Below are 24,301 nucleotides of genomic sequence, written 5' to 3' on the forward strand. Positions count from 1 at the left end.
GGGGCACGCCGGAAGGATCAATCAGTCAATTCATGATTGGTAAAACGGGGTACTGAGTAACTACTGGGTAAGTCCATGGAGGTATTCCATAAGCCCCGGCGGGGCTGACGGGCGCAATGATACACCGTGCATCCGTTTTTAACGTCAAAAAACTGGAAAGAACAAGCGCTTGCGAGCCAAAGTTGAGTATTGGCCGCACCTATTCAACTGCGACGCCATCACCGGAATGAAAAACACACGAGGGAGGAGAAAAAGATAAGGATCTACACAAACCCCAGACGGCAAAAAGCCCGCACTAGGCGGGCTTTTTGTTTGTATGGTGCACTCGACAGGATTCGAACCTGTGACCGCTCGGTTCGTAGCCGAGTACTCTATCCAGCTGAGCTACGAGTGCAGATTGTGTTTTTAGACCAGATCACAACTGGTTGAAGCCAAGCTACCTGCATTGCTGCAACTAACTCTTAAATGGTGCACTCGACAGGATTCGAACCTGTGACCGCTCGGTTCGTAGCCGAGTACTCTATCCAGCTGAGCTACGAGTGCATTTGTTGCCGCGCATTATAGGCCGTTCAATCTCTATGTAAAGCTATTTTTTCGTTTAATTTCAACAACTTAGCGAAAAAACCAGATTGCAACGTACTAAGCAAATAATGGCGGAGAACGGGGGATTCGAACCCCCGACACCCTTTTGAGGTGTACTCCCTTAGCAGGGGAGCGCCTTCGGCCACTCGGCCAGCTCTCCGCAACACGGGGCGTATATTAACCACGTTCATCCCCGTTTGCAAACATAAAAAACGATAAAAATTAAAGGCTTGGTTCTCAGTCCTTTTCCTCGTCCTTCTGTTCGTCGTTTTGCGCGTCCTGATCTTTACCCTTCTCTCTGTCCTTCTCTTTACTGATCCGCTGGTAGATTTCCTCGCGGTGGACCGCTACCTCTTTCGGAGCATTCACCCCGATACGTACTTGATTGCCTTTGACGCCGAGCACGGTCACGGTGATTTCGCCATCACCGATAATCAGGCTTTCTGCGCACCGACGAGTCAGAATCAGCATACCTTTCTCCTCACGCATTTCATTTCAGGAACAACAGTCTGCAAAAAAAAGGCGTTCGACCTACGACTCGATAGCCATAGCCCTAACGGCCTAAGTATTGTCGAGCGCACACAAAAGACCATGCGCCCTACAAAAAAATGAAAGGCGCGGTAAACCGCGCCTTCCTGGCATTGCGTCACTCGCCCTGTCGGGCAGGAGCATCCAGCTCAAAAGCGGTATGCAGCGCGCGTACAGCCAGCTCCAGGTACTTCTCTTCAATCACCACCGAAACTTTGATTTCCGAGGTAGAGATCATCTGGATATTGATGCTTTCCTTGGCCAAAGCCCCGAACATGCGGCTGGCAACGCCGGCATGGGAACGCATGCCCACACCTACGATCGAGACCTTGGCAATCTTGGTATCGCCGACCACTTCACGGGCGCCAATTTCGCTCGCGGTGTTCTCCAGGATTTTCAACGCCGCATCGTACTCGTTGCGGTGCACGGTGAAGGTGAAATCGGTGGTGTTATCGTGCGAGACGTTCTGCACGATCATGTCGACTTCAACATTCGCATCGCTGATAGGGCCCAGAATCTTGAAGGCCACGCCCGGGGTGTCTGGCACGCCACGGATCGTCAGCTTGGCTTCATCGCGGTTGAAAGCGATGCCGGAAATGATCGGCTGTTCCATGGATTCCTCTTCATCAATAGTAATGAGGGTGCCCGGACCCTCCTTGAAGCTGTGCAATACGCGCAGCGGAACGTTGTACTTGCCGGCGAACTCCACCGCGCGGATCTGCAACACCTTGGAGCCGAGGCTGGCCATTTCCAGCATCTCTTCAAAGGTGATCTTGTCCAGGCGCTGGGCCACGGACACCACACGCGGGTCGGTGGTGTAGACGCCATCCACATCGGTGTAGATCTGGCACTCGTCAGCCTTGAGGGCCGCAGCCAGGGCCACACCGGTGGTATCAGAACCGCCACGCCCGAGGGTGGTGATGTTGCCGTGCTCGTCCACACCCTGGAAGCCCGCTACAACTACCACGCGCCCGGCTTTCAGATCACTGCGAATTTTCTGGTCGTCAATCTGCAGGATCCGGGCCTTGGTGTGCGCGCTGTCGGTGAGGATGCGCACCTGGCTGCCAGTGTAGGACACGGCAGGCACGCCACGTTTGTTCAGGGCCATGGCCAGCAAGGCGATGGTCACCTGCTCGCCGGTGGACACGATCACATCCAGCTCACGCGGCAGCGGCTGTTGCTCGCCACTGATGGCCTTGGCCAGTTCGATCAGGCGATTGGTCTCGCCGCTCATGGCCGACAGCACCACGACCAGGTCGTCACCGGCATCGCGGAATTTCTTAACCTTGTCGGCCACCTGCTCGATTCTTTCGACAGAGCCGACCGAGGTGCCTCCAAATTTCTGTACGATCAAAGCCATTTCCAAGCCGCCTCAGCCCGTAAAGGGGCGCCTAATATCCAATCAACCAGCACAGAACAGCCCGTGACTAGACCACGGGCGGGTTAACAGTGCCTTAAATACCTGCCTCGACAAATGGCACGGTCAGGGCCAGGGCCGCGTCCAGTGCACTGGCGTCTACACCACCGCCTTGCGCCATGTCCGGACGACCGCCGCCCTTCCCGCCCACTGCCGCAGCGGCTTGCTTCATCAAATCACCGGCCTTGAGTTGGCCAGTCAGGTCCTTGGTTACACCGGCAACCAGCACGACCTTCTCCTCATGGACACTGCCGAGCAGGATCACTGCGCGGCCGAGCTTGTTCTTCAACTGATCGACCAGGGCCAACAGCGCCTTGCCGTCCTGGCCGTCCAGGCGTGCAGCCAGGACTTTCACGTCCTTGACGTCAACGGCCGAAGCCGACAGATCGTCGCCCGCAGCGCTGGCCGCCTTGGCTTGCAACTGCTCCAGCTGTTTCTCCAGCGCACGGTTGCGCTCCAGAACGGCGGACAACTTGTCGATCAGGTTGTCGCGGCTGCCCTTGACCAGGCTGGCCGCTTCCTTGAGTTGTTCTTCAGCCGCATTCAGGTAGGCCAGGGCCGCAGCGCCGGTCACCGCCTCAATACGACGCACACCCGACGCCACGCCGCCTTCGCTGATGATCTTCAGCAGGGCGATGTCGCCGGTACGGTTGGCGTGGATACCGCCACACAGTTCCACCGAGAAGTCGCCGCCCATGCTCAGCACGCGCACGCTGTCGCCGTATTTCTCGCCGAACAGCGCCATGGCGCCCTTGGCCTTGGCCGTCTCGATGTCGGTTTCTTCGGTTTCTACCGGGGAGTTCTTGCGAATCTCAGCGTTGACGATGTCTTCCAGGGCCTTGATCTGCTCAGGCTTGATCGCTTCGAAGTGACTGAAGTCGAAACGCAGGCGCTGGCTGTCGACCAACGACCCCTTCTGCTGGACGTGCTCGCCCAGCACCTGGCGCAGCGCGGCGTGCAGCAAGTGCGTGGCCGAGTGGTTCAGCGCGGTGGCATGGCGTACGTCGGCATCGACCTGGGTGTCCACTGGCGCACCGACGGTCAGGTTGCCCAGCACCAGCACGCCGTGATGCAGGAACGCACCGCCGGTCTTGGTGGTGTCGCGCACCTCGAAACGACCGGAGGTCGAACTCAGGAAACCACAGTCACCGACCTGGCCACCGGATTCGGCGTAGAACGGCGTCTGGTCCAGGACCACAACTGCCTCTTCGCCTTCGCTCAACACGTCGACCGACTTGCCGTCTTTATAAATGGCAACGATCTTGGCCGCGCCAACGGTCGCCTTGTAACCGGTGAATTCGGTGGGCACGTCAACCTTGACCAGGGTGTTGTAGTCCAGGCCAAAGGAACTGGCGGAACGGGCGCGCACGCGCTGGGCTTCCATCTCACGCTCAAACCCGGCTTCGTCGATGGTCAGCTCGCGCTCACGGGCAATGTCGGCGGTCAGGTCCATCGGGAAGCCATAGGTGTCGTACAGCTTGAACACGACATCGCCCGGCACCACGGTGCCTTTGAGCTCGGCCAAGTCCTGTTCCAGAATCTTCAGGCCGTGCTCCAGGGTCTTGGAGAACTGTTCTTCTTCAGCCTTGAGCACACGCTCGATGTTGTCCTGCTGCTGCTTGAGTTCCGGGAAGGCATCGCCCATCTCGGCAACCAGTGCGGCGACGATCTTGTAGAAGAAGCTGCCGGTGGCCCCCAGCTTGTTACCGTGACGGCAGGCGCGACGGATGATGCGACGCAGCACGTAGCCACGGCCTTCGTTGGACGGCAGTACACCGTCGGCGATCAGGAAACCGCAGGAACGGATGTGGTCCGACACCACCTTGAGGGACGACTGGCTTTCATTGGCACAACCAATGGCCGCGGCCGACGCGCTCAGCAGGTTGGTGAACAGGTCGATCTCGTAGTTGGAGTGAACGTGCTGCATCACCGCACTGATGCGCTCCAGGCCCATGCCGGTGTCCACCGACGGCGCTGGCAGCGGATGCAGCACGCCATCGGCGGTGCGGTTGAACTGCATGAACACGTTGTTCCAGATCTCGATGTAACGGTCGCCGTCTTCTTCCGGCGAGCCCGGTGGGCCACCCCAGATGTCGGCGCCGTGATCGTAGAAAATCTCGGTGCAGGGGCCGCATGGGCCGGTGTCGCCCATGGTCCAGAAGTTGTCGGAAGCGTAAGGCGCGCCCTTGTTGTCGCCGATGCGAATCATGCGCTCGACGGGCACCCCGATTTCCTTGGTCCAGATGTCATACGCTTCGTCGTCCGTCGCGTAGACGGTCACCCAGAGTTTTTCCTTGGGCAGCTTCAACACGCCGGTCAGGAAGGTCCAGGCGAAGGTAATCGCGTCTTTCTTGAAATAGTCACCAAAGCTGAAGTTACCCAGCATCTCGAAGAACGTGTGGTGGCGGGCGGTGTAGCCGACGTTTTCCAGGTCACTGTTCTTGCCGCCGGCACGCACGCACTTCTGGCTGCTGGTGGCGCGGGTGTAGGCGCGTTTTTCCTGGCCCAGGAAGCAGTCCTTGAACTGGTTCATCCCCGCGTTAGTGAACAGCAGGGTGGGGTCATTGCCTGGGATCAAGGAGCTGGAGGAGACACGGGTGTGACCTTGCTCTTCGAAGAAGCGAAGGAAGGCTTCACGGATTTCTGCGCTTTTCATAGGTTCTTCCACGGAGGCTGCGGCCAAAGGCCAGTGCGCAACATCATCAGACGGAGCGACGGCAAAAGGCCGCATTATATCGGCCCTTTGCCGGTGGTACAGCGTGTTTATGCGATAGAGAGGTTCAATTAGACGGTCTGCACACTCATTTGCGCGAAAAATCGACGAATGCCTTGAGCACTTGCTCGATCTGCACCCGGCTCACATCCAGATGCGTCACCATGCGCAGGCGCGGCGCAGCACTCAACTTGATCCCACACTCGGCGGCAAACGCCTTCAAGGCCTGGGCCTGGTCGCCGATCTGCACGTAGACCATGTTGGTCTGCACCGGCTCCACCGCGTAACCGGCATTACGCAACTCATCGCCCAGCCATTGCGCATTGGCGTGGTCGTCGGCCAGGCGCTGCACCTGGTGATCCAGGGCGTACAGCCCCGCCGCCGCCAGGGAACCGGCCTGGCGCATGCCGCCGCCGACCATCTTGCGCAAGCGGCGAGCCTTGGCGATCAACGCCGTGGAGCCGCACAGCACCGAGCCGATCGGTGCACCGAGGCCCTTGGACAGGCACACCGACACCGAGTCGAAATGCTGGGCGATCTCCCGTGCATCGACCCCAAGCTTGACCGCCGCGTTGTAGAGTCGCGCGCCATCCAGGTGCAGGGCCAGGCCATGTTCGCGGGTCAACGCCCGCGCCTTCGCCAGGTAGTCCAGCGGCAACACCTTGCCCTGCATGGTGTTTTCCAGGGCCAGCAGGCGGGTGCGGGCGAAGTGGAAGTCGTCGGGCTTGATGGCCTCGAGCACCTGATTCAGGTCGAGGGAGCCATCCGCCTGCACGTCCAGCGGCTGCGGCTGGATCGAACCCAGCACGGCCGCCCCGCCGCCCTCGTATTTGTAGGTGTGGGCCTGCTGGCCGACGATATATTCCTCGCCCCGTTCACAGTGGGCCATCAGCGCCAGCAGGTTGCTCATGGTGCCGGTGGGCACGAACAGCGCGGCCGCAAAGCCCAGGCGCTTGGCCAGCTCGGCCTCCAGGCGGTTGACGCTGGGGTCTTCGCCGTAGACGTCATCGCCGCTGGCGGCATTGGCCATGGCGTCGAGCATGCCGGCGGTGGGTTGGGTCACGGTGTCGCTGCGCAGGTCGATCACAGACATGAAACAAGCCTCGAATGGGTTCATTAAGATTCTTATGAAGATGATTACTGCGGGCAAAGCCGCGGAATATCAAGCCCCACGCGTTCTCAATCGAATACCAACCAAACAAACCGATATAGCTTATCGATACGACGCTCGTGCAGTTTATGAAAAACCATGTTAAAAACTCTCCGCCGCCAGGGTTCTGGTGGCAACGTTCTCAGGGCGGGGTGCAATTCCCCACCGGCGGTAATTGCACGCAATGTGCATAGCCCGCGAGCGCTTGGCGCCTCGAACTGCTCACGCAGGACGGCGACAAGGTCAGCAGACCCGGTGTGATCCCGGGGCCGACGGTCATAGTCCGGATGAAGAGAGAACGGGATTGGCACCTAAGGGCCGCACGCTGAGCGCATGCCTGCATGACTCGGCGGTTCGTACCCTTAAATCCCATTCGATTCATAACGCCCTGTTTTTTTCTTAAACAGGAGTCAGAACATGCAACCCACCGCAATCGACAGCAAAAGCAAAAACCATCACGGCGAGCGCGTCGCGTTTATCCAGGCCTGCTGGCACAAGGATATTGTCGACCAATCGCGCAAAGGCTTCCTCGCCGAAATGATCGCCCAGGGCTACCAGGAATCGGACATCGATTTCTTCGAAGTCGGCGGCGCCTTTGAAATGCCCCTGCACGCCAAGCTGCTGGCCAAGACCGGTCGTTACGCCGGTATCGTGGCCGCCGCGCTGGTGGTGGACGGCGGGATCTACCGTCACGAGTTCGTCGCCCAGTCGGTGGTCAGCGGCCTGATGCAGGTTCAGCTGGAAACCGAAGTGCCGGTGTTCTCGGTGTCCCTGACGCCGCATCACTTCCACGCCGGCAGTGAACACACCGCGTTCTTCCATGAGCACTTCGTGCACAAGGGCCAGGAAGCTGCACGTACATGCGCCGACACCCTGCACAAGGTGCGGGCGATCCGTCGCAGCGAGCCACGGGCTGTAGCGGTCTAAGCAACACTGCAAACAAAATGTGGGAGGGGGCTTGCCCCCCGATAGCAGTGTGTCAGTCAGCTCATCTGGAGCTGAGACACCGCCATCGGGGGCAAGCCCCCTCCCACATTTGGATCCGGATACGCCTTGAGACCTATGCCAGGCCCACGTCCGTGGTCGGCACAATTAATATCCCCGCCCGCAAACCATTCTTCACCTTCGGGTTGGGGAAGATGATGCGCGCACCCTCCTCCTCGATCACCCAACGGGTCTTGGCCACGTCTTCGGCCAGCAGATAACCCTTTTCCAACTCCGAAAAGTTTTCCACGTCCGCCGGCAAGTGCAGCAGGAATGCGTCGCTGTGCTTGATGACTTCCCGCGACACGGCGAACAGTTTCAACCCGTCCAGGCTGTCAGTCTCAGGCTCGGTGCCTTCTATGATCTGCTTGAGGCGCAGCTCCAGGCGGGAGACATTCACGCCCTGGTTGTGCCCGAACGGCCGCGCCTTGCCCAGTTCCAGGGTGAAGGCCTCGGCCTCCAGCTGCTCGTAGGTAAACGCGGTGAAGGTGATCGAGCTCTTGTTCTGCAGCAGCACCGCTTCCATGCCGGCAGCGTTCAGGCGCGCCAGTTCGTGGCGTGAATGCTGGCGCCCTTCCTTCCAGGGGTACAGCGCAAACTGCTCGATCTTCGAGCCGCGGATGGCGGTGTGCAGGTCGTAATGCAGGCGCGAACGGCCAGGCTGGCTGAAGAAGCTGCGGGCCAGTTGTTCAAGCTCGGCGGCGCGCATGGCTTCGGGGCCGATGTTTTTTTCATGCCGGCCGTTGAACAGCCGGTTGACGTCCAATTCAAGGTAACGCTCACCGCGGCGCATGGCCTCGGGGTTGCCGAACAGGAACAGAATACGGGTGCGGGGTTTGATCTCCCCACGGGCGATGCCATGCAACAGGCGGTCGAGCAATTCGATCGGCGCGGTTTCGTTGCCATGGATGCCGGACGACAGCAGCAGGTCGCGGCCATTGTCCGTTGCCTGCGGCGGGCGCACTTCGAGTGCACCCTCGCTGAGCCAGCGCATCTGCACGCCGTCGACAGTCAGTTGAATTTTTTGCGCCGGTTCGCGACCGGCGAGGGTCAGTTCAAGCAGTTTGCCAAGGGCGAGCATACGCAGCTTCCTTAGTGGTTGCAGCCTGGGCCGTGGACGTGATCGTCATCATCACCTTCAACGTCGGCCGGTTCCATTTCCAGTTGCAGGCTCATCAGGTTGGTGGCCAGCGGACGCATTAGCAGGTTGGCGTATTCGGCGTCGCCTTCTTCCACATCCACACCGATCAGCAGTTGGCCACGGCCGTCGTGCTGGATCCAGATTTCCTTGCCCTGCCAGACCACCGCGACGCGGGTGCAGGAGGTTTCCAGCTGGGTGCCGTCGGTGTCTTCAAGGATCAGTTGCAGGGTGTCGGTGCTCATAAATAATTCTCAGCCATAGGGTGTAAAAAGAGGTGGCGTTAATTGATCTGGAAAGGATAAACCGAGCCCAGTTTAAGGATTTGCGTCAGTTCATCCAGTGCCGTCCGGCACTCAAGCAGCAATTGCGGGTCAGCCAGGTCGGTTTCGCGCAGGCTGTCGCGGTAGTGCTTGTCGACCCATTGGGTCAGTGTGTCGTACAACGGCGCGGTCATGATAACCCCTGGGTTCACCGCTGCCAGCTCGGTTTCATTGAGTGCCACGCGCAGGCGCAGGCACGCCGGGCCGCCGCCGTTCTGCATGCTTTGCTTGAGGTCGAAGACTTTGACTTCGCGGATCAGCCCCGCGGACGCCGTCAGGCCTTGCAGGTACTGCCAGACGCGCTCGTTGGCGCGGCATTCTTCCGGCACGATCAGCAGCATCGAACCGTCGGCACGGGTCAGCAACTGGCTGTTGAACAGGTAGGAACGCACCGCGTCCTCGACGCTGACCTGGGCACGCGGCACACACACCGCCTGGAAGTTGCCGCCCAGCGCGCCCAACTTGCCTTGCAACTCGGCCAGCATCTGCTCGGTATTGAGGAACGCGTCCTCGTGATAGAACAGCACCTCGCCGTTGCCCACCGCGATCACGTCGTTGTGGAACACGCCGGCATCGATCACCGCCGGGTTCTGCTGGGCGTAGACCACGCCTTCATACTTCAGGCCATGCAGGCGGGCGACGGCCTGGGAGGCTTCGAGGGTCTGGCGCGCCGGGTACTTCTGCGGGGCCGGGTAACGGGGGTCGAACGCGCTGCGCCCGAACACGAAAAACTCCACCCCCGCGTCGCCATACTCACGGCAGAAACGCGTGTGGTTGGCCGCGCCTTCGTCGCCGAACTGCGCCACCGCCGGTAACGCGGCGTGGTGGGCAAAGTGCTTCTGATCGGCAAACATCGCCCCCAGCACGCGGCTGGTGGTGGGGTGTTCGATGCTGCGGTGGTATTTGCAGTTGAGGTTGGCGGCGGTGAAATGCACGCGGCCATCTGCCGTGTCGGCGCTCGGGCTGACGGTGGCGGCGTTGGCCACCCACATGCTCGATGCCGAGCAGCTGGCGACCAACAACGGCATGGCCTGCTTGGCCGCCTGCTGGATGACCTGGGCGTCAGTGCCGCTGAAACCGAGGTTGCGCAACGCCGCTACGTCCGGACGCTCCTGGGGCGCGAGCACGCCTTGCACAAAGCCCATGTCCATCAGCGCTTTCATTTTCTGCAGGCCCTGCAACGCCGCTTCCCTGGGGTTGGAATGCTGCTGGCTGTTGCTCTGGGACGCGACGTTGCCGAAGGACAAACCGCCGTAGTTATGGGTCGGCCCCACTAGACCGTCAAAATTGACTTCATAGGATTTCATCGGCGAGGCTCCACGAACATCTGTTTTTATAGGCTTCAAAAATCTTCAACACACCACAAATCCAGTGTGGGAGGAGGCTTGCCTCCGATAGCAATCTGTCAGTTGATCAATCAGGTGACTGACACACCGCCATCGGGAGCAAGCCCCCTCCCACATTTAGATCAGCGTAATGCCGGGGGTTAGCGTGGCCGGTACCACCAGGCTTGGCGTTTCAAGCGACGCCACCGGGTACGCACAATAATCCGCCGCGTAATACGCACTGGCGCGATGGTTGCCCGAGGCCCCAACCCCACCAAATGGCGCGGTGCTGGCGGCGCCGGTCAGCTGTTTGTTCCAGTTGACGATGCCGGCACGGCTTTCCAGCCAGAATTGCTGGTAACGCGCCTCGGAATCGGACAACAGGCCAGCGGCCAGGCCGTACTGGGTGTTGTTGGCTTCGGCAATCGCCGCCGCGAAATCAGCGTAGCGGATCACCTGCAACAGCGGGCCGAACAGTTCTTCGTCTTCGCGCTCGGTCACGCCGGTCACGTCGATGATGCCTGGGGTCAGCAAGGCAGCCTGGTCCTGGGGCTGGGTCATCTCCAACAGCGCCACGGCGCCATTGGCCAACATCAATTCCTGAGCCTCCATCAAGGCTTTTGCCGCTGCCAGGGAAATCACCGAGCCCATGAACGGCGGCGGTTGCTGGTCGAACGCGCCGACTTCAATCGTCGCGCACACCGCCACCAGCCGCGCCAGCAGCGCATCGCCCCAGGCGCCTTCCGGCACCAGCAGGCGACGGGCACAGGTGCAACGCTGGCCGGCGGAGATAAACGCCGATTGGATGATGGTGTAGACCGCCGCATCCACGTCGGCCACCTCGTCCACCACCAGTGGGTTGTTGCCGCCCATTTCCAGGGCCAGGATCTTGTCCGGACGCCCGGAGAACTGCTGGTGCAGATGATTGCCGGTACGGCTGGAACCGGTGAAGAACAACCCATCGATACCGGGGTTGGCGGCTAACGCAATGCCGGTCTCGCGCGCGCCTTGCAGCAGGTTCAACACGCCCGCCGGCAAACCGGCGTCGATCCAGCACTGCACGGTCAGCTCGGCGACTTTCGGGGTCAGCTCGCTGGGCTTGAACAGCACGGTGTTACCCGCCAGCAACGCCGGGACGATATGCCCATTGGGCAGATGACCGGGGAAGTTGTAAGGACCAAACACCGCCACCACGCCGTGGGGCTTGTGGCGCAATACAGCAGTGGCGTCGCCCAGGGGGCCGCTCTTCTCGCCGGTACGCTCGCGGTAGCTTTGCACCGAGATAGCGATCTTGTTGGCCATGCTGGTGACTTCGGTGGCCGACTCCCACAGCGGCTTGCCGGTCTCCTCGCCGATGCAGCGGGCGATTTCATCGGCGCGGCTTTTCAGGCTCGCGGCGAAGGCTTCCAGCACGCTGATGCGCTCTTCCAGCGGGCGCCGGGCCCAGGCCGGAAACGCCTGGCGCGCGGCCTGCACGGCCGACTCGACCTGCTCGACCGTGGCGCCATTACCGGCCCACAGCACCTGCTGGGTCACCGGATTGCGCGATTCAAACAGTTCACCCTGGCCAGCCAGCCAGCTACCTGCGATATACAGCGAATTCATTATTTCGACTCCCGGGCAGCAGACAACGGTACGGCACGCACTTGATCACCCACCACCAGTTGCAGGCGCTTGGCGGTTTGCGGATCGACCACCAGCGTGCCGGCCGCCAGGCGTGCCGGTGCGGCGGTGATGCGGCAATCTTCGCGTTTGCGGTTATGGATCAGGAACGGCGTGGCGTCGTCCCCCGGTGTGCCGATGGCCAACACCAGCGACTGGCTATCACGCACCGCACGGATCTTGCTGGTTTCACACTCCACGGCCGGGCCGGCGTCGAAAATATCGACGTAGCCCTGGTAGCTGAAGCCTTCGCTCTTGAGCATGCTCAGCGCCGGCTCGGTGTCCGGATGGACCTTGCCGATCACGTTGCGCGCATCTTCGGAAAGGAAGCAGCTGTACAACGGAAACTTGGGCATCAACTCAGCGATAAACGCCTTGTTGCCCACGCCGGTGAGGTAATCGGCCTGGCTGAATTCCATCTTGAAGAAGTGCCGGCCCAGGCTTTCCCAGAACGGCGAACGCCCGGCATCGTTGGACACGCCACGCATCTCGGCGATGATCTTGTTGCCAAACAGTTGCGGGAACTCGGCGATAAACAGCAGGCGCGCCTTGGCCAGCATGCGGCCGTTGAGGCCGTTACGGTAATCGGCATGCAGGAACAACGAGCACAGTTCGGAATTGCCGGTGAGGTCGTTGGCCAGGAACAGCGTCGGAATCTCACGGTAGATATTCAGTTCCTGGGAGGCGCTGACCGTCAGGCCGACCCGGAAGTTGTACCACGGCTCGCGCAGGCCGACGGCACCGGCGATGGCGGAAATCCCCACCACCCGACCTTCGTCGTTTTCCAGCACGAACAGGTAGTCGGCATCACCGCGCCCGGCGTCGCCGCGAAAGGTTTTTTCCGCCCAGCCTACCCGGTGGGTCAGGCGCTCTTCGTTGGCCGGCAAGGTGGTGAGGCCGGTGCCGGTGCTGCGCGCCAGATCAATCAGGGCCGGTAAATCGCTGCTGCGTACGGGACGAACGATCATGCTATCTCCTCAGACGGGCCGCTGCTGCCAGCCACCCGCGACACTCTGTTTATACCGCTACCAGGCGCACACTCGCGCCTTCACCAACGCCCAGGGCTTCGGCGGCTGCCAGGTCCAGGGTCACCGGTTTGCCCGGCGCGTAGTCCAGCTCCAGCATGACCGCGCGGTAATCCTGCAACTGCGCGTTGCTCACCAGGTACTGGCGGCCGACACCCTTGACCATCTCGCCGATCTTCACCGGCACCACGCGGCTCTGGGCGATCGAGCGAATGCCCGAGACCCGTGCGTGCAGCGTCGGGCCGCCGTCGAAGATGTCGATGTAGTGGTCGGTCTCGAAGCCTTCACGCATCAGGATGTCGAAGGTGATCTGTGCACGCGGGTGCACCTGGCCCATGGCTTCCTGGGCTTCGTCCGGCAGCAGCGGCACGTAGATCGGGTAATGCGGCATCAGCTCGGCGAGGAATGTACGGCTTTTCAGCCCGCACAGGCGCTCGGCGGCGGCGTAGTTGAGGTCGAAGAAGTTGCGGCCGATGGCGTCCCAGAACGGCGAATCACCGTTCTCGTCGCTGTAGCCGACAATCTCGGTCACCACCGAATCGGCAAAGCGCTCGGGGTGGCTGGCGACGAACAACAGGCGGCCACGGGAATTGAGTTCCGACCACGGCGAACCGACCAGCTCCGGCACCACGTAGAAACTGGTGAGCAGGCTGTTGCCGGTGAGGTCGTGGCACTGGGAAAGCACGTGAATCTTGTTGTGGATCTTCAGCTCGCGGGAAGCGTGCACGAAGGTCTCGTTACGAAAACTGTAGAAAGGCTCCGAGTAACCGGCCGAAGCGACGATGGCCGAGCAGCCGGCAAGCTTGCCGGTCTCGGTGTCTTCCAGCACGAAGAAATAGCTTTCTTCGCCGTTGAAACTCACCTCGGCCGCGAAGGACGCTTCGCTGGCGGCGATCTTGTCGCTCAGGCGTTCCACATCATCCGGCAAGGAGGTGACACCAATCGGGCTGTCCGCAGCCAGACGCTGTACCTCGCCCAGATCAGCCATTTGCGCGGGGCGCATCACCAGCATGGTGTCACTCCTTAACTCGAAAACTCATAAGAAAAAATACCGGACAGGTCAGGAACAACACAGGTCCTAATGTGGGAGGGGGCTTGCCCCCGATAGCGGTGTATCAGTCACCGGATGTATCAACTGACAAACTGCCATCGGGGGCAAGCCCCCTCCCACATTTGATCCGGTCCGACAGACAGATATGTATCAGGCTTGGGTCAGCGCTTTTACCGCACGCTCGAAGCGATCCAGGCCTTCGTTGATGTCCGCGTCTTCCACCACCAGGCTCGGCGCAAAACGCACCACGTCAGGGCCGGCTTGCAGGATCATCAGGTTTTCTTTCTCGGCCGCGTTGAACACGTCCTTGGCCTTGCCTTTGAACGCATCGCTCAGTACGCAACCGATCAGCAGGCCCATGCCACGCACTTCGGTGAAGATGCCGTACTGCTTGCCGATCTGCTCCAGGCGCGCCTTGAACAGGTCGTGCTTGGCGTTGACGCCGGCCAGCACCTCAGGGGTGTTGATCACGTCGATGACCGCTTCGGCCACCGCGCACGCCAGCGGGTTGCCGCCGTAGGTGGTGCCGTGGGTACCGACCACCAGGTGCTTGGCCAGGTCTTCACGGGTAAGCATCGCCGCAATCGGGAAACCGCCGCCCAGGCTCTTGGCGCTGGTGAGGATGTCGGGCACCACGCCGTAGTGCTGGTAGGCAAACAGATGGCCGCTGCGGCCCATGCCGGTCTGCACTTCGTCGAACACCAGCAGCGCATTGTTTGCGTCGCACAGTTCGCGAGCACCTTGCAGGTAAGCCAGTTCGGCCGGCAGTACGCCGCCTTCGCCCTGGATCGGTTCCAGCACCACGGCGCAGGTCTTGTCCGACACGGCGGCTTTCAGCGCTTCCAGGTCGTTATAAGGGACGTGGGTGATGCCGGTGATTTTAGGCCCGAAACCATCGGAGTACTTCGACTGGCCACCGACGTTGACGGTGAACAGGGTACGGCCGTGGAAGCTGTTCAGCGCGGCAATGATCTCGTACTTCTCGCTGCCGAAACGGTCGAACGCCACGCGACGGGCCAGCTTGAACGCGGCCTCGTTGGCTTCGGCGCCGGAGTTGCAGAAGAACACACGCTCGGCAAACGTGGCGTCGATCAGCTTATGGGCCAGGCGCAGGGCCGGCTCGTTGGTGAAGACGTTGGAGACGTGCCACAGCTTGCTGGCCTGTTCGGTCAGTGCACCGACCAGCGCCGGGTGGGCGTGGCCCAACACGTTGACCGCGATACCGCCGGCAAAGTCGATCAGCTCGCGACCCGCCTGGTCCCACACACGGGAACCTGCGCCACGCACGGGGATGAATGCGGCAGGTGCGTAGTTGGGAACCATGACCTGGTCGAAATCGGCACGTTGCACCGGGGCTTGCTCAACGGACATCGGAGTCTCCTGAAGAGGAACGCCTGCCTGGAACTGGCGGGCGATGCAGGGATTGTAAGGACAGTTTTCAGCGCGGCCTTGCCGCCAAGCGACAACTTCTTATAGCGCCAACCCCCGTTTTACGCGGGTTTACGCCAATGCGACAAATAGCGTCGCAATGGCGCAGTTTAAACGGATGCAGGGTTTTTCGGCAGTATGCAGGGAAGTTGTTCGATGGACGCGCCACACCGCGCCAACCGTATTCACCCCACGTCAACCACGCTCGGACGGCACCGACGAGAGTTCGAACGGGCTGCTGCTGCGCCGCTGGTTGCGGTCTTCGCGCGGGGTGGCGCCAAAGAAGTTGCGGTAGGCGCTGGAGAAGTGCGGCCCCGAGGAGAAGCCGCAGGACAGGCCGATCTGGATGATCGACTTGCTGGTTTGCATGAGCATCTGGCGGGCCTTGTTCAGGCGCAGTTCCAGGTAGTACTGGCTGGGAACGCGATTGAGGTATTGCTTGAAGATCCGCTCCAGTTGTCGTCGCGACACGCACACATGCTGGGCGATTTCGTCGGTGGTCAGCGGCTCTTCGATATTGGCTTCCATCAGCAACACTGCCTGGGTCAGCTTCGGATGGCTGGAGCCCAGGCGGTTCTGCAGCGGGATGCGCTGGCGCTCGCCGCCTTCGCGAATGCGCTCCACCACCAGCTCTTCCGACACCGCACCGGCCAGTTCGGCACCGTGGTCACGGGCCAGCACCGCCAGCAACAGGTCGAGTACCGACATGCCGCCGCAAGCGGTCAGGCGATCACGGTCCCAGTCGAACAGATGGCTGGTGGCAATGACCTTGGGGAAGCGCTCGGCAAAATCATCCTGCCAACGCCAGTGCACGGCGGCGCGGTAGCCGTCGAGCAGGCCGAGCTGGGCCAACGGGTAGACACCGGCCGACAAGCCGCCGATCACACAACCGGCGCGCACCAGTTGCTTGAGGGCGGTGCTCAGTTGCGAGGCGATCACGGCAGGCGGCTCGTCCGCCAGCAGGAACAGTTTCTGGAAGCCTTCCAGCTTGCCGGCCCACGGCTCACCCGGCAGTTGCCAGGCGCCTTCGGCGGCCGGCTCTGCGAGCAAAAACGACAGCTCGTAGACCACCTCCGGATGCACCCGCTGAGCAACGCGCAAGGCCTCCTCAGCCAGCGCAAGCGTGAGTGCTTTTGTGCTGGGCCAAATCAGGAAACCAATTTTGTGGGCGGTCATGGAGTGCTATCCGAAGCGAAGAACGGTAATGAAGACAAGGGCCAATGCTAGCCCGTAAACCAACACAAAGCTCAAAAACAATGAAGACCTGCTTTCCTGTAGGAGCGAGCTTGCTCGCGAAAAAACCTGAGAACATCACGGGGCATCAGGCTTCCCGCGTTATCGTTGACGATCTTCGCGAGCGAGCTCGCTCCTACAGGGGGGGAGCAGCGGCCTTGATTATTTCAAGCTGCCGGACAGGAACTGCTGCAACCGCTCGGACTGCGGGTTGACCAGCACTTCCCGCGGGTTGCCACGCTCTTCCACGATGCCTTTGTGCAAGAACACCAGCTGGTTCGACACTTCACGGGCAAAGCCCATTTCGTGGGTCACCACCACCATGGTGCGGCCTTCCTGGGCCAGGTCCTGCATGACCTTGAGCACTTCGCCCACCAGCTCGGGGTCGAGGGCCGAGGTGGGTTCGTCGAACAGCATCACCTCCGGCTCCATCGCCAGGGCTCGGGCAATCGCCACGCGCTGCTGCTCGCCACCGGACATATGGCCGGGGAACGCATCCTTGCGATGGCCCACGCCGACCTTGGCCAGGTAGTGCTCGGCCTTTTCACGGGCGTCTTTTTTCGACATGCCCAGCACGTGCACCGGCGCTTCCATCACGTTTTCCAGCGCCGTCATGTGCGACCACAGGTTGAAATGCTGGAACACCATCGACAGGCGCGAGCGCATGCGTTGCAGCTGCTTAGGGTCGGCGGCCTTCATGGCGCCGTCCTTGTTGGCCACCAGTTTCAGCTCTTCGTTATTGAGCAGGATCTTGCCGGCGTGGGGTTGCTCCAGCAGGTTGATGCAGCGCAAAAAGGTGCTTTTGCCCGAACCACTGGAACCGATGATGCTGATCACATCACCGGCCGCGGCGGCCAGGGACACGCCTTTGAGCACTTCATGACTGCCATAGCGTTTATGCAGGTCTTGGACTTCAAGTTTGTACATGCGGTCGGTTCTCACAAAAACAGGTGGTCAGTCGTTGAGCAAGCGCCCGTGACGCAGCGCTTCGCGCCCCGCCACCTTGGCCAGCCAGAAACCCGCTTGGGCATAACGTAGCCGTTCAACGGCAAACAATACCCCCGAGGTGCCCGCGCAGATAATGCTCACGCGGTCTTCCAGGGGATCAATCACTTCAAAAATCGGCTCGCCCTTCTCGATCCAGTCGCCGGCTTTACGCAGGTAACTGATCACCCCGGCGTGGGGCGCGAACAGCAATTCGGTGCCTTCGAAGGGCACGCCTTCACACGGTTCGTGTTGCGGCGCCGGCCATTCGCCCTTGATCAGGCCTTGCTCGGCGAGAAACGCGAGGATGCCTTCGGCGTGGAAGATCGCTTCGTCACGGCCGGTGTCCGCCTGACCGCCCAATTCCAGGGTAGTCGCCAGGCAGGCCAGCGGGACCTGTGCGTCGGGGAAGGCGCGGGACAACCGCAGCCACGGCAACGAACAGGCCTCATCGAACGAACTGCCACCGGAATCTTCCGCGAGCAGACCGACTTTCACATTCAAGTGCGCCGACAACGAACGCCACTGCGGCCAATGCTGGGGCAGCGCGTACATGTGCAGCGCGGCTTCGGCGTCGCAGTGCAGGTCGAGGACGATATCGGCGCTGCACGCATGGCTCAGCAGGATGCGCTGCATGCCTTGCAACTGGCTGCTCGGCTCGGGCAATGCGTTGAGCGCATCGGCCATCGCCTGGCGAATCATGCGCACGTTGGCGTGAGCATCATCCCCCAGCTTGCCTGTGAGCAACTCGGCCACCGGCTCGCTCAACTCAACGAAATCGCGGTTGAAATTCTTGCCGCTGCCCACTTCGAAACGGCCCTGGTGGCTGCCTTGCAGCAACTGGCCCAGGCCCATCGGGTTGGCCACCGGCACCAACTCGATCACGCCGTTGAGGGCGCCTTGCGCTTCAAGTTCAGCGAGGCGTTTTTTCAGCTCCCACGCGGCGCGCATGCCGGGCAATTCATCGGCGTGCAGGCTGGCCTGGATATAGGCCTTGCGCTCGCCGCTGCCGAAACGGAACACGCTCAGCTGGCGCTCGCAGCCCAGGTGGCCCCAGGGCAACAGGTGATCGATACGTTCCATATCAGTGCTTCCGTGGAGCCAGGTAGCTCAGCCAGCGGCGCTCGGCCAACTTGAACAGGCGCACCAGGATAAAGGTCAGGCACAGGTAGAACACGCCGGCGGTGATGTAGGCTTCGAACGGCAGGTAAAACTGCGCGTTCACCGTGCGCGCGGCACCGGTGATGTCGATCAGGGTGACGATGGACGCGAGACTGGTGGTCTGCAGCATCATGATCACTTCGTTGCTGTACTGCGGCAGCGCGCGGCGCAGGGCCGACGGCAGCAGGATGCGGCGGTACAGCTTGTAGCGCGACATGCCCATGGCCTTGGCCGCTTCGATCTCGCCATTGGGGGTGGCCTTGAGGCTACCGGCAATGATCTCGGCGGTGTAGGCGCTGGTGTTGATCGCAAAGGCCAGGCACGCGCAGAAGGTCGCGCTGGACAGCAGCGGCCACATGAAGCTCTCGCGCACCGCTTCGAACTGCGCCATGCCGTAGTAGATCAGGAACAGCTGCACCAGCATCGGCGTGCCGCGGATCACGTAGGTGTAGAGCCAGGCCACGCCGTTGACGACCGGTTGCTTGGACACACGCATCAAGCCCAGGGGCAACGCGGCGAGCAGGCCGAAGAACAGCGAGATGGCGAGCAGTTTCAGGGTGGTCAGCAGGCCGCCAAGGTACAGCGGCATGGCCTCCCAGATGACGTTGTAGTCGAAGATCATAGATCAGCCGCCCTTACGCCTACCGAGTAGCGCTTCTCAAGATGACGCAGGGCCAGCAACGACACGCTGGTGATCACCAGGTACATCGCCGCCACTGCGAGGAAGAAGGTAAAAGGCTCGCGGGTGGCATCAGCCGCCTGCTTGGCCTTGAACATCATGTCTTGCAGGCCCACCACCGAGATCAGCGCGGTGGCCTTGGTGAGTACCAGCCAGTTGTTGGTAAATCCGGGGATCGCCAGCCGGATCATCTGCGGCACCATCACCCGGAAAAACACCTGGAAGCTGCTCATGCCATACGCCAGGCCGGCTTCGGCCTGGCCCTTGGGGATGGCCATGAAGGCGCCACGGAAGGTTTCCGACAGGTAGGCGCCAAAGATGAAACCCAGGGTGCCGATACCGGCGGCCAAGGGGTTCAAGTCGATATAGTCGTCATAGCCAAGCATCGGCGCGACGCGATTGAGCAGGTCCTGACCGCCGTAGAAAATCAGCAGGATCAGCACCAGGTCGGGGATCCCGCGGATCACCGTGGAGTACAAGTCACCCAGCCAGGCCAACCAGCGCACCGGCGACAGGCGTAACGCGACCCCGATCAGACCCAGAACAATGGCCAAGGCCATGGACGACAAGGCGAGCTGAAGCGTCAACCATGCGCCATCGAGGATGACGGCCCCGTAGCCTTTCAACATGATTCAGGTCCTCGAAAAGGGGGATGAAAAAATGGCGCAAACCGCAGGAATTCTGTTGCTTGCGCCATTTCGGACAGACAGCTGCGAGTACTTACTTGGCTTCTGGGCCGTAAATATCGAAGTTGAAGTACTTTTTCTCGATTTCTTTGTATTTACCGTTGGCACGGATCGCGGCGATGGCAGCGTTGATGCGGTCCAGGTTTTCCTTGTCGCCTTTGCGCACGGCGATGCCTACACCGTCGCCGAAGTACTTGACGTCGGTGAATGCCGGGCCGGTGAACGCATAGCCTTTACCGGCTGGCGTATCGAGGAAACCTTCCTGCAACAGGGTGGCGTCGGCCACGGTGCCGTCGAGGCGACCGGCTTCCACGTCCAGGTAGATTTCGTTCTGCGAGCTGTAAGGCACAACGGTGGCGCCTTTAGGTGCCAGGACTTCCTTGGCGAAACGGTCGTGGATCGAACCGCGCTGCACGCCGATCTTCTTGCCTTTGAGTTCATCCAGGCTGTCGCTGACCGCAGTGCCTTCCTTCAACACCAGGCGCGCAGGGGTCAGGTAGTAGCGGTTGGTGAAGTCCACGGACTTCTTGCGGTCTTCGGTGATGGACATGGACGACAGGATCGCGTCGATCTTGCGCACTTTGAGCGCCGGGATCAGGCCGTCGAACTCTTGCTCGACCCAGGTGCACTTGACCTGCATCTCTTCGCACAGGGCGTTGCCGATATCGTAGTCAAAACCGACGATGCTGCCATCCGGCGCCTTCGAGGCAAACGGAGGGTAAGCCGCTTCGATACCAATTTTCAGAGGCTTGCCTTCAGCGAAAGCCTGCATGGACAGCACGGACAGCGCCAGGGCGCCCAACAGCACGAGTTTCTTCATCTTGGGACTCCATCGGTATAGGGCAAAACAGCAGTATGAGCCATGGCCCACGATGCGACTGAGTGAAACCGAATAGCGGTGCTGCGTCCTACACCAATTCAACAGTGGAGACGACGAGCGAGTGATCGGCATTCTAACGACAGGCCGGAAGCCGATATTTCCTCAATGCGACAACAATTTACAGAAGCACTGAGAAAGCGGTTCCAGCACATTGACAGCCTCTGAATTTTATGCAGAGACAAAAGATATTAAACCTGTTGATGCTGCAAATTGCGGGCCTATTATTCGCAAACCCTTCTAGCACGGCAAGTGTGGCGTTTAATCTTATGGCTCGGGGTGTCTAAAACGCGGTTTTTCGGGGCATAAGAGTAGCCCTTTGCCTCATGTTTGGGCGATGGGTTACACATTTGGGCCACTCGGTAACATTCAGAAACCTCCTACGCGAAAAACCGATATTTATTTGGATCTCCTCCAATTTCAAGCACTCACAAAAAAGCCCCACTCGGCTCACACCGAATGGGGCTTTGTCTGACCAGCCCGCCTTACGCGACGTTCATGGTCTTGTGGGTCTCAATCAAATGCGCCACTACCCCCGGGTCCGCAAGGGTGGAAATATCGCCCAGCCCGTCGTACTCGGCCGTGGCAATCTTGCGCAGGATGCGGCGCATGATTTTCCCCGAGCGCGTCTTCGGCAAACCCGGTGCCCACTGGATCACGTCCGGCGAGGCAATCGGCCCGATTTCCTTGCGCACCCAGTTCTTCAGCTCCAGGCGCAGGGCTTCGCTGGGTTCTTCGCCATTCTTCAGGGTCACATACACATAGATGCCCTGGCCCTTGATGTCGTGCGGCACACCCACCACCGCCGCTTCGGCGACTTTAGGGTGGGCAACCATGGCGCTTTCGATCTCGGCGGTGCCCATGCGGTGGCCGGACACGTTCAACACGTCATCCACACGGCCGGTGATCCACCAGTAGCCATCTTCATCGCGACGGGCGCCGTCACCGGTGAAGTACATGCCACGGAAGGTCTTGAAGTACGTGTCGACAAAACGGTCATGGTCGCCGTACAGGGTACGGGCCTGGCCTGGCCACGAGTCGAGAATCACCAGGTTGCCTTCGGCGGCGCCTTCGATGATGTTGCCCAGGTTGTCCACCAACGCCGGTACCACGCCGAAGAACGGTCGCGCGGCAGAACCCGGCTTGAGTGCATGGGCGCCCGGCAGCGGGCTCATCAGGGTGGCGCCGGTTTCGGTCTGCCACCAGGTGTCGACGATCGGGCAACGGGATTGGCCGACGTTCTTGTAGTACCAGTCCCACGCTTCCGGGTTGATCGGCTCACCCACCGAACCCAACAGGCGCAGGCTGCTGCCATCGACGCCTTCGCAGGCAGCGGTGCCGGACGCCATCATCGCGCGGATCGCGGTCGGGGCGGTGTAGAGGATATTGACCTTGTGCTTGTCGACGATCTTGCCAACCCGGGTGATGTCCGGGTAGTTCGGCACGCCTTCGAACAGCAAGGTGGTCGCGCCATTGGCCAGCGGGCCGTAGACAATATACGTGTGGCCGGTGACCCAGCCGACGTCAGCGGTGCACCAGTAGATTTCGCCCGGGCGGTAGTCGAATACGCGCTCGTGGGTCAGGGCCGCGTACAACAGGTAGCCGCCGGTGGTGTGCTGCACGCCTTTGGGCTTGCCGGTGGAACCGGAGGTGTAGAGGATGAACAGCGCTTCTTCGGCGCCCATCTCCTTGGGCGCACACACGGTGCCCGCCACTTTCATCAGGTCTTCGTACCAGATATCGCGATGCTGGTTCCACTTGATCTGGCCATTGGTGCGCTTGCACACGATGACCTTCTGGATGCTGCTGGTTTCCGGGTTGGTCAGCGCGTCGTCGACGTTGGCTTTCAGCGGAATCTTCTTACCGGCGCGAATGCCTTCATCGGCAGTGATCACCACCTTCGACTTACAGTCGATGATGCGACCGGCCAGGGCCTCCGGCGAGAAACCGCCGAACACGACCGAATGGATCGCACCGATGCGGGTACAGGCCAGCATGGCGACCACGGCTTCGGGGATCATCGGCATATAGATGGTCACCACGTCGCCGCGGTGTACATCCTGGCCACGCAGGGCGTTGGCGAACTTGCAGACTTCTTCGTGCAGCTCGCGGTAGGTGATGGTACGGCTCTCGGCAGGGTCATCGCCCTCCCAGATGATCGCCGCCTGGTCGCCGCGCTCGGCGAGGTGACGGTCCAGACAGTTGTAGGAAACGTTCAGGGTGCCATCGGCGAACCACTTGATGTCGACATGGTGATCGTCGAAAGAGGTCTGCTTCACCGCGGTGAAAGGCTTGACCCAGTCAAGGCGCTTGGCTTGCTCGCGCCAGAAGCCATCGGGGTTGACCACCGACTGCTGGTACATGGCCTTGTAGGTTGCCTCGTCGGTCAGCGTGTTGGCTGCTACTTCGGGGCGAACGGGGTACAGGGAAGCCGCACTCATCTTTCTTACCTCGGTGACATAGTTGTTGTTGTATGACCCAGTTGTATCCGGGGTGGGCCTATAGAACCATTCGACGATGGTAGTAACAAGACCCTACAAAATGCCCTGCTATCCCCGTTTGCCGCTCTGGCCCGCAGCCTGCGGGGCTTTGCAGGCGGGTGAAAAAACCTTTACCACGGGATTGTTACAAAAACCGCCAACAGTCTTTATCAAAAGCACGGGTATATGAATATAACCCGCAGGCCTAGAATCACTTCCGCCAACCAAGGCATTGTGATTAACACAACAGTGATTAACAACGTAACAGCCCCCACGAAGGCACGTTAATCCGAACTAACCATTCCTAAGTTACACACGTGGCCTCACAAGGGCCCCGTGACCCCTTTCGCCCTGAAGAAGGTAAGTAAAGAAATGAAAGCTCTCGTAGTTATGGCCCTCAGCAGCTTGTGCGCCACCGCCGCCCTGGCCGACGAGGCCCCGACCGAGCTGGCCGGCCAGAACGCCCCGATTGTTGAGGACTACACCTATAGCACCAAGCTGGATGTGGCCAAAGTATTGTCCATGAGCAATATCCCGGAAGTCTGCGAAGTTGTACCAGTGAAGATGGAATATGAAGACTCCCAAGGCCAGCGTCATATCCTTAATTACCATGTCATGGGTAATGGTTGCTCTAACGGATAACAACTTCGTTAGCTAGACAGACCCGGATCTTATTCGCCGCAAGAAATCGTTCTTGCGGCAAAGAACCGGTCCTCCCTTCCTGCCCTCAAAAAGCCCTCCCCTCCCCCCCAAAATAAATAGCCCACCCCCGTCAAAAATTTCCTACCCCATCAAACCCCCGCAAACCCTCACTCTGGCTCAAATAGCCGCCTTTTTGTCTCTGATCCGAGACCATCCGCCGCAACACAAAGCCG

20 protein-coding genes, 3 tRNA genes and 1 riboswitch are annotated in these 24,301 nt (G+C 60.6%); of the genes, 2 read left to right on the forward strand and 21 right to left on the reverse strand.

Annotated features, from left to right (window positions below; translation table 11 throughout):
• Window positions 1–317: 317 nt before the first annotated feature.
• The 7 genes from J3D60_RS14245 to ltaE all read right to left on the reverse strand — a co-directional run bounded on the left by J3D60_RS14245 (window position 318) and on the right by ltaE (window position 6,333).
• Window positions 318–394, reverse strand: a tRNA-Arg gene (locus tag J3D60_RS14245).
• Between the two features lie 72 nt (window positions 395–466).
• A tRNA-Arg gene (locus J3D60_RS14250) sits at window positions 467–543 on the reverse strand.
• 108 nt (window positions 544–651) lie between these two features.
• Window positions 652–742 (reverse strand) — tRNA-Ser (locus tag J3D60_RS14255).
• A 77-nt stretch (window positions 743–819) separates the two neighbouring features.
• Window positions 820–1,053: a carbon storage regulator CsrA gene (gene csrA / locus J3D60_RS14260; RefSeq protein ID WP_065939087.1), complete on the reverse strand. Its 234-nt coding sequence runs from the start codon at window positions 1,051–1,053 to the stop codon at window positions 820–822.
• A gap of 175 nt (window positions 1,054–1,228) precedes the next feature.
• Entirely contained in the window at window positions 1,229–2,470 is a 1,242-nt protein-coding gene (locus tag J3D60_RS14265) for an aspartate kinase (protein ID WP_065939088.1), read from the reverse strand.
• A 94-nt stretch (window positions 2,471–2,564) separates the two neighbouring features.
• Window positions 2,565–5,183, reverse strand: a complete 2,619-nt coding sequence (alaS, locus tag J3D60_RS14270; protein WP_141155834.1) for an alanine--tRNA ligase — start codon at window positions 5,181–5,183, stop codon at window positions 2,565–2,567.
• A 145-nt stretch (window positions 5,184–5,328) separates the two neighbouring features.
• Window positions 5,329–6,333, reverse strand: a complete 1,005-nt coding sequence (ltaE, locus tag J3D60_RS14275; protein ID WP_253491793.1) for a low-specificity L-threonine aldolase — start codon at window positions 6,331–6,333, stop codon at window positions 5,329–5,331.
• A 191-nt stretch (window positions 6,334–6,524) separates the two neighbouring features.
• Window positions 6,525–6,694, forward strand: a riboswitch (FMN riboswitch).
• Window positions 6,695–6,807: 113 nt separating this feature from the next.
• Here ltaE and J3D60_RS14280 point away from each other — a divergent pair.
• The gene (locus tag J3D60_RS14280; RefSeq protein ID WP_065926190.1) at window positions 6,808–7,317 is read left to right on the forward strand and encodes a 6,7-dimethyl-8-ribityllumazine synthase; all 510 of its coding nucleotides are present in this window, start codon (window positions 6,808–6,810) and stop codon (window positions 7,315–7,317) included.
• Between the two features lie 133 nt (window positions 7,318–7,450).
• On the opposite strand, the gene astE is transcribed toward J3D60_RS14280, so the two are convergent.
• The 14 genes from astE to acs form a co-directional block, all read right to left on the reverse strand.
• Window positions 7,451–8,455 (reverse strand): succinylglutamate desuccinylase, encoded by a 1,005-nt coding sequence (astE, locus tag J3D60_RS14285; RefSeq protein ID WP_092359547.1) that lies wholly within the window; start codon window positions 8,453–8,455, stop codon window positions 7,451–7,453.
• 11 nt (window positions 8,456–8,466) lie between these two features.
• The gene (locus tag J3D60_RS14290) at window positions 8,467–8,757 is read right to left on the reverse strand and encodes a hypothetical protein (RefSeq protein ID WP_027607770.1); all 291 of its coding nucleotides are present in this window, start codon (window positions 8,755–8,757) and stop codon (window positions 8,467–8,469) included.
• Window positions 8,758–8,795: 38 nt separating this feature from the next.
• Window positions 8,796–10,142, reverse strand: a complete 1,347-nt coding sequence (astB, locus tag J3D60_RS14295) for an N-succinylarginine dihydrolase (RefSeq protein WP_253491795.1) — start codon at window positions 10,140–10,142, stop codon at window positions 8,796–8,798.
• A gap of 156 nt (window positions 10,143–10,298) precedes the next feature.
• A complete protein-coding gene (gene astD / locus J3D60_RS14300; RefSeq protein ID WP_253494009.1) occupies window positions 10,299–11,768 on the reverse strand; it encodes a succinylglutamate-semialdehyde dehydrogenase in 1,470 nt (489 codons plus the stop codon).
• Window positions 11,765–12,790 (reverse strand): arginine N-succinyltransferase, encoded by a 1,026-nt coding sequence (astA, locus tag J3D60_RS14305; protein ID WP_065939094.1) that lies wholly within the window; start codon window positions 12,788–12,790, stop codon window positions 11,765–11,767. The genes astD and astA overlap by 4 nt, the downstream gene beginning before the upstream one ends.
• A 49-nt stretch (window positions 12,791–12,839) precedes the next feature.
• Window positions 12,840–13,859: an arginine/ornithine succinyltransferase subunit alpha gene (gene aruF / locus J3D60_RS14310; protein WP_003175655.1), complete on the reverse strand. Its 1,020-nt coding sequence runs from the start codon at window positions 13,857–13,859 to the stop codon at window positions 12,840–12,842.
• A gap of 189 nt (window positions 13,860–14,048) precedes the next feature.
• Window positions 14,049–15,269: an aspartate aminotransferase family protein gene (locus tag J3D60_RS14315; protein WP_253491797.1), complete on the reverse strand. Its 1,221-nt coding sequence runs from the start codon at window positions 15,267–15,269 to the stop codon at window positions 14,049–14,051.
• A gap of 252 nt (window positions 15,270–15,521) precedes the next feature.
• On the reverse strand, window positions 15,522–16,502 hold the full coding sequence (gene argR, locus J3D60_RS14320) for a transcriptional regulator ArgR (RefSeq protein WP_065939096.1): 981 nt from the start codon (window positions 16,500–16,502) through the stop codon (window positions 15,522–15,524).
• 219 nt (window positions 16,503–16,721) lie between these two features.
• Window positions 16,722–17,486, reverse strand: coding sequence for an ABC transporter ATP-binding protein (locus J3D60_RS14325; RefSeq protein WP_003214336.1), 765 nt, complete (start codon window positions 17,484–17,486; stop codon window positions 16,722–16,724).
• Between the two features lie 27 nt (window positions 17,487–17,513).
• Complete coding sequence (locus tag J3D60_RS14330) at window positions 17,514–18,626, reverse strand: succinylglutamate desuccinylase/aspartoacylase family protein (protein WP_253491800.1); 1,113 nt, start codon at window positions 18,624–18,626, stop codon at window positions 17,514–17,516.
• Window position 18,627: 1 nt separating this feature from the next.
• A complete protein-coding gene (locus J3D60_RS14335; protein ID WP_253491802.1) occupies window positions 18,628–19,326 on the reverse strand; it encodes an ABC transporter permease in 699 nt (232 codons plus the stop codon).
• Window positions 19,323–20,012 carry an ABC transporter permease gene (locus tag J3D60_RS14340; protein WP_010208305.1) on the reverse strand — a complete coding sequence of 230 codons (690 nt, stop codon included), beginning with the start codon at window positions 20,010–20,012 and terminating at the stop codon, window positions 19,323–19,325. Before J3D60_RS14340 ends, J3D60_RS14335 begins: the two co-directional genes overlap by 4 nt.
• A 91-nt stretch (window positions 20,013–20,103) precedes the next feature.
• A complete protein-coding gene (locus J3D60_RS14345; protein ID WP_065939098.1) occupies window positions 20,104–20,889 on the reverse strand; it encodes an ABC transporter substrate-binding protein in 786 nt (261 codons plus the stop codon).
• Between the two features lie 542 nt (window positions 20,890–21,431).
• Window positions 21,432–23,387, reverse strand: coding sequence for an acetate--CoA ligase (acs, locus tag J3D60_RS14350; protein WP_027607760.1), 1,956 nt, complete (start codon window positions 23,385–23,387; stop codon window positions 21,432–21,434).
• 411 nt (window positions 23,388–23,798) lie between these two features.
• On the opposite strand from acs, the gene J3D60_RS14355 reads away from it, so the two are divergent.
• The gene (locus J3D60_RS14355) at window positions 23,799–24,068 is read left to right on the forward strand and encodes a DUF2790 domain-containing protein (RefSeq protein WP_253491804.1); all 270 of its coding nucleotides are present in this window, start codon (window positions 23,799–23,801) and stop codon (window positions 24,066–24,068) included.
• The last annotated feature ends 233 nt before the right edge of the window (window positions 24,069–24,301 follow it).

The sequence above is a fragment of the Pseudomonas sp. S3E17 genome (genome assembly GCF_024168685.1).
Classification (GTDB): domain Bacteria; phylum Pseudomonadota; class Gammaproteobacteria; order Pseudomonadales; family Pseudomonadaceae; genus Aquipseudomonas; species Aquipseudomonas marginalis.